This is a genomic window from Peptidiphaga sp. (assembly GCF_057238965.1).
This window is the reverse complement of record NZ_DBHHEV010000129.1, coordinates 1-4654: the sequence shown is the minus strand read 5'-3', so window position 1 is coordinate 4654 and position 4654 is coordinate 1. Positions and strand designations below refer to the sequence as shown.

The window sequence follows — 4654 nt, the reverse complement described above, 5'->3', positions numbered from 1 at the left end:
GAGGGGAGGGCGAGCGAGGGCGAAGAACTGCGAGCGGCGATTCTGCGCGATCTCGCCGCCCCGTGGACGGCTCAGACGATGGCCGATTGCGCGCACGCGTCGCCGCGCACATTGCATAGGAGGTTTCTCGCCGAGACCGGGATGCCCCCGATTCGGTGGCTCATCTCCCGCAGGGTGGCGGCCGCGCAGGAGCTTCTGGAGACGACGGCGCTCGGCGTCGAGCAGATCGCCAGCCGCGTGGGCTTCGGCGGCGCCGTGTCCATGCGCAAACATTTCGTCGCCTCCGTCGGAGTGCCGCCGATCGAGTATCGCCGGGCTTTTCAACGCGACGGCGCCGCTTCCCATCGGCGGCGGGCCTTGCCGACGAGTCCCCCGTCGGCGCCGCAGTGAACGGAATTCCGGGATGCTAGTTGTCTGACGGGCAATATGCGTCTCTTTGTCCGTTTGCCGGGCGATCGGGCGGACGCGGGGCTTGACGTGTTTTATAGTTGGGCAATGTTGACCAATTCCGTTCTCATTGCCGTGGTTGTCATGCTGGCCCTCTCGCTGGTGCGCGTCCACGTCGTCGTCGCCCTTTTCATCGGCGCAATCGTAGGCGGATTTCTGGGCGGCCTCGGCCTGGACGGAACGCTGGTCGCCTTTCAGGAGGGGCTTTCGGGCGGGGCGAAGATCGCCCTTTCCTACGCCCTCCTCGGCGCCTTCGCGATGGCCGTGGCCAACTCGGGGCTTCCCAAGCTCCTCGCCGATGCGCTCATCTCGCGGATCGGCGAGGAAAATGCGTCGCGCGAACGCGTGCTGACCGTCATGAAGTACACGATGCTCGGCGGGATTCTTGCAATGTCGATCATGAGCCAGAATCTCGTTCCCGTGCACATTGCATTCATCCCGCTGCTCATTCCGCCGCTTTTGACGGTCATGAACAAACTGCGGATCGACCGGAGGCTCGTGGCCTGCGTCTTGACCTTCGGCTTGGTGACCACCTACATGTATCTGCCGATCGGATTCGGCAGCATTTTCCTCAATGACATTCTTCTTGGAAACATCCGCAAAGCCGGAATGCGGACCGACGGCGTCAACGTGATGGCCGCCATGGGGATTCCCGCGCTGGGAATGGTCGCCGGCCTCCTCATCGCCGTCTTCTTCTCCTATCGAAAGCCCCGCGATTACGCCGACGTGGCGATCGACGGCTCGAAGTCCGTCGGCAGCGGCGTTTCCGAACTGGACGCGGTCATCGCCGACGACGGCCCGGACGGCAGCGCCTCCGGCGGCCAAGCCGGTGCGGGCGGCTCGGGCAAAGTCGGTGCGGGCAGGCGCGGTTTGGCCGCTTTGTTCGGCAAGGGCCGCAACAGAGGCTCGGGCGGCGGCTCCGACGAGGCGAAAGAAAAGGGGGAGGCTCGCCCGTCTGCCTATCCCATCGTCATGTCGCTCGTCGGAATCGTTGCATGCTTTGGGGTGCAGCTGTGGATGAAGGCGTCCGGAGCCGAAGCGGACGGTCTGCTCATCGGATCTCTCGTGGGGTTGATGGTCTTCCTCGTCACGGGTGCGGTGCCCTGGCGCGACGCCGACGACGTCTTCACCCAAGGGATGAAGATGATGGCCGTCATCGGGTTCATCATGATTTCGGCCCAGGGCTTCGCCGCGGTAATGGAGGCCACTGGCGACGTCAAACCCCTCGTCGCCGACATCTCCAAGGTGTTTGCGGACAATCGGCCGATGGCCGCATTCGCCATGCTCCTGGTGGGGCTCATCGTCACAATGGGGATAGGTTCGTCGTTCTCGACCCTTCCGATCATCACGGCGATCTACGTTCCGCTGTGCGCGTCCCTGGGATTCTCGCCGCTCGCGACGGTTTCCATCATCGGCACCGCAGGGGCTCTGGGCGATGCGGGCTCTCCCGCCTCGGATTCGACCCTCGGCCCGACGGCGGGGCTCAACGCCGACGGTCAGCACGACCACGTGCGCGACACCGTCATACCGACCTTCCTCCACTTCAACCTGCCGCTGCTCGCCGCCGGTTGGATTGCGGCCATGGTGCTGTGAACGCGGTGTCGCGCTGTCGCCGCCAAGGCGGCGACAGCGCAGCCACCGTGCCAAGACGCAGACGGCCTCAGTGCCCCCCGGCCGTACACGGGGACTGCCCGGGCGCGCTGACACCGAGGCGGGCTCACTCCGAGGCGGGCTCACACACTTGCGAGGGAGGAGAATAGCGCGGCGCGCCAGCAGGCCCAATCGTGGCCGCCGCAAAATTCCTTGACGTCGATGCCGGGAACCCGGGCAGCGAGTCGGTGCGCCAGATGCGCTGTGCCCTCGAGCGCGCCGACGTCGATGCGAATCGAATCCCAAGGGGCTTCGGCCAAGGGGCCCGCCAAGTCGAAGCGCCACAGGGAAGGGGACTGGGCGACGACGTGGCGAACCTGCCCTTCGGACAGGGCCGCCGTCCACAGTGCGCTCAGCCCGCCGAGGCTTTGCCCTGCCACCCAGGTGCTCGCGCCGTCGTGAGCCACGTTGTAGTGGCTGCGAAGCTCTGGAAGCCCCCAATCGAGGATGGCATCGACTTGGCCGCAGGGAACGCCGAGGCTTTCCCACCGGTCGCCCTCGCCGCCGGCGTCGAGCATCGCCACGTGGAGCGGGGCAATGGCCCCGGAGGCGATTGCGGCGTCGAGAAGCCGAGGAAGCCTGATGTCTCGCACCCACGTGCCGCCGTCGAAAAGCAAGAACAGCGGTGTGGGGCGGTCGAAATCGGGAACGTCGGCCTTAGGGACGTAAATCCATGCTCGCTCGGAGCCTTCGAAGATCTCTTCGACGCGGCCGTGTGGGGGATGCGGGTCTCCGGACCGGGTGCATTCTCCTTGACCGGCGGCTTCGCCTCCGGTGCGGCGCCCTGCGTCCGAGCACTCGGCCTCGCGCCCGACGTCGCAGCGCCAGAGCTCCGGAGGAGCCTCCGGGCCGGCGGCCAGCGAGAACTCGCCCGCTGTGGATCGCATGGCCTCGGAAGAACGTCGATCCAAGCTCGACGATTCGAGCGCGGCCACGCGCACCGGCCCGTATCCGCGAGCCGCTCTCCAGGGGGAATCCATCGGATCCGCCGCGTTCGTCGCAATCCTGTATGAGGCGCGCCAACTTCGCGGAAGTTTGACGGTGAGCGCCCATGTTCCGGTTCCGCCGAGCCGTGAAAACTCGGCGTTCTCGATGCGTCCTGGCTCAACCAGATCTGCCAGCCACAGCAGAACGCTCCCGGCCGACGGCGCTTCGACGAGCCACGTGTACAGGGCGTCGCGGCCGCACGGTGTGACAATTGGGTTGAGGCGCGAAAGGCCCTCGGCCAGGAGCCTCTCGAAATCCTGGGATTGGAGTGCGAACGCGGCTTCGATTGGGCCGGTGGCTCGCTCGATGGAGGCCGAGTGAATCGGAACGTTGGCCTCGATCTCCCGGTGGGCCCTTCCATGCCTGTCGCGCCAAAGTTTGGGTTGACGGTCAAACCTCATGAAAATCGCCCCGCTGTCCGCTGGCAACAGTCGCCCGCTGTCCGCTGGTCGCAATCGCGCCGCCCGGCCGAAGGCCTGTTTCGAATCGGCTCGGCGCCTGTGGAAACCGCCTAAGGGGATGCGGCATATGCGTTTGAGATTCACGCCGAAGGCTCTGAAATCGCGCGTGGGTCGGGCAACGCGGACGTCGCCCGACCCACATATCGCCTCGGCCTTGCAGTCAGCCTGCGACTGTCTCAGCTCAGCTGGCTTCGAACGGCCTTCGCCGCGCTCACGAGGTTCTCCAGGGTCGCCTTGGTCTCCGGATACGCTCTCGTCTTCAGCCCGCAGTCGGGATTGACCCACACCCGGGAGGCGGGAATGGCCGCGACGGCGGCTTCGATGAGCTCGGTGAGCTCCTCTGTCGAGGGAACGCGCGGGGAGTGGATGTCCCATACGCCGGGGCCTATGCCGCGAACGTAGCCGTGTTCGGCGAGTTCGGGAAGGATCTCCATGCGAGAGCGCGCGGCTTCGATCGACGTGACGTCGGCGTCGAGGGCGTCGATGGCGTCGATGATCTGCCCGAACTCCGAATAGCACAGGTGGGTGTGGATCTGAGTCGAAGGCTCGGCGACGGCGGTGGCCAAGCGGAAGGAGCCGACCGCCCACGCGAGGTAGGCCTCGTGCTCCTCTTCGGCCAGCGGAAGCCGCTCGCGCAGCGCCGGCTCGTCGACCTGGATGATTGCGGCCCCGCCGGCTTGGAGGTCGGCGATCTCGTCGCGCAGCGCCAGGGCGACCTGGTCGGCCGCCTGGGCGATCGGAAGGTCGTCGCGCACGAAAGACCACGCGAGGATCGTGACGGGGCCGGTGAGCATTCCCTTGACCGGACGGTCTGTCAGGGATTGGGCGTAGGCTGTCCACTCGGTGGTCAGCGGCTTGGTGCGCGCGACGTCGCCCCAAAGGATCGACGGGCGCGTGCAGCGCGTGCCGTAAGACTGCACCCAGCCCTGCGACGTGACCGCGAAGCCCTCGAGCAGCTCGGCGAAGTACTGCACCATGTCGTTGCGCTCTGGCTCTCCGTGGACAAGGACGTCCACGTCGAGGCCCTCCTGAAGGGCGATGACGTCGGCTATCTCCGCGCGGATCGCCTCGAGGTAGCCCGCTTCGTCGATCTCGCCGCGGTTGACGGC

At 66.4% G+C, this 4654-nt stretch carries 4 protein-coding genes; 2 read left to right on the top strand and 2 right to left on the bottom strand.

The genetic code is table 11. The annotated features are described in order from the left end of the window. On the top strand, window positions 1-390 hold a 390-nt coding region (locus tag ACO48X_RS10800; protein WP_485002090.1), incomplete at its 5' end, for a helix-turn-helix domain-containing protein. A 105-nt stretch (window positions 391-495) separates the two neighbouring features. Beyond that, window positions 496-2040, top strand: a complete 1545-nt coding sequence (locus tag ACO48X_RS10795) for a Na+/H+ antiporter family protein (RefSeq protein WP_485002089.1) — start codon at window positions 496-498, stop codon at window positions 2038-2040. Between the two features lie 140 nt (window positions 2041-2180). On the opposite strand, the gene ACO48X_RS10790 is transcribed toward ACO48X_RS10795, so the two are convergent. Together ACO48X_RS10790 and metE are read right to left on the bottom strand one after the other, a co-directional pair. Further along, window positions 2181-3485, bottom strand: coding sequence for an alpha/beta hydrolase-fold protein (locus tag ACO48X_RS10790; RefSeq protein WP_485002088.1), 1305 nt, complete (start codon window positions 3483-3485; stop codon window positions 2181-2183). Window positions 3486-3721: 236 nt separating this feature from the next. Further along, a partial coding sequence (gene metE, locus ACO48X_RS10785) for a 5-methyltetrahydropteroyltriglutamate--homocysteine S-methyltransferase (RefSeq protein WP_485002087.1) occupies window positions 3722-4654 on the bottom strand: 933 nt, incomplete at its 5' end.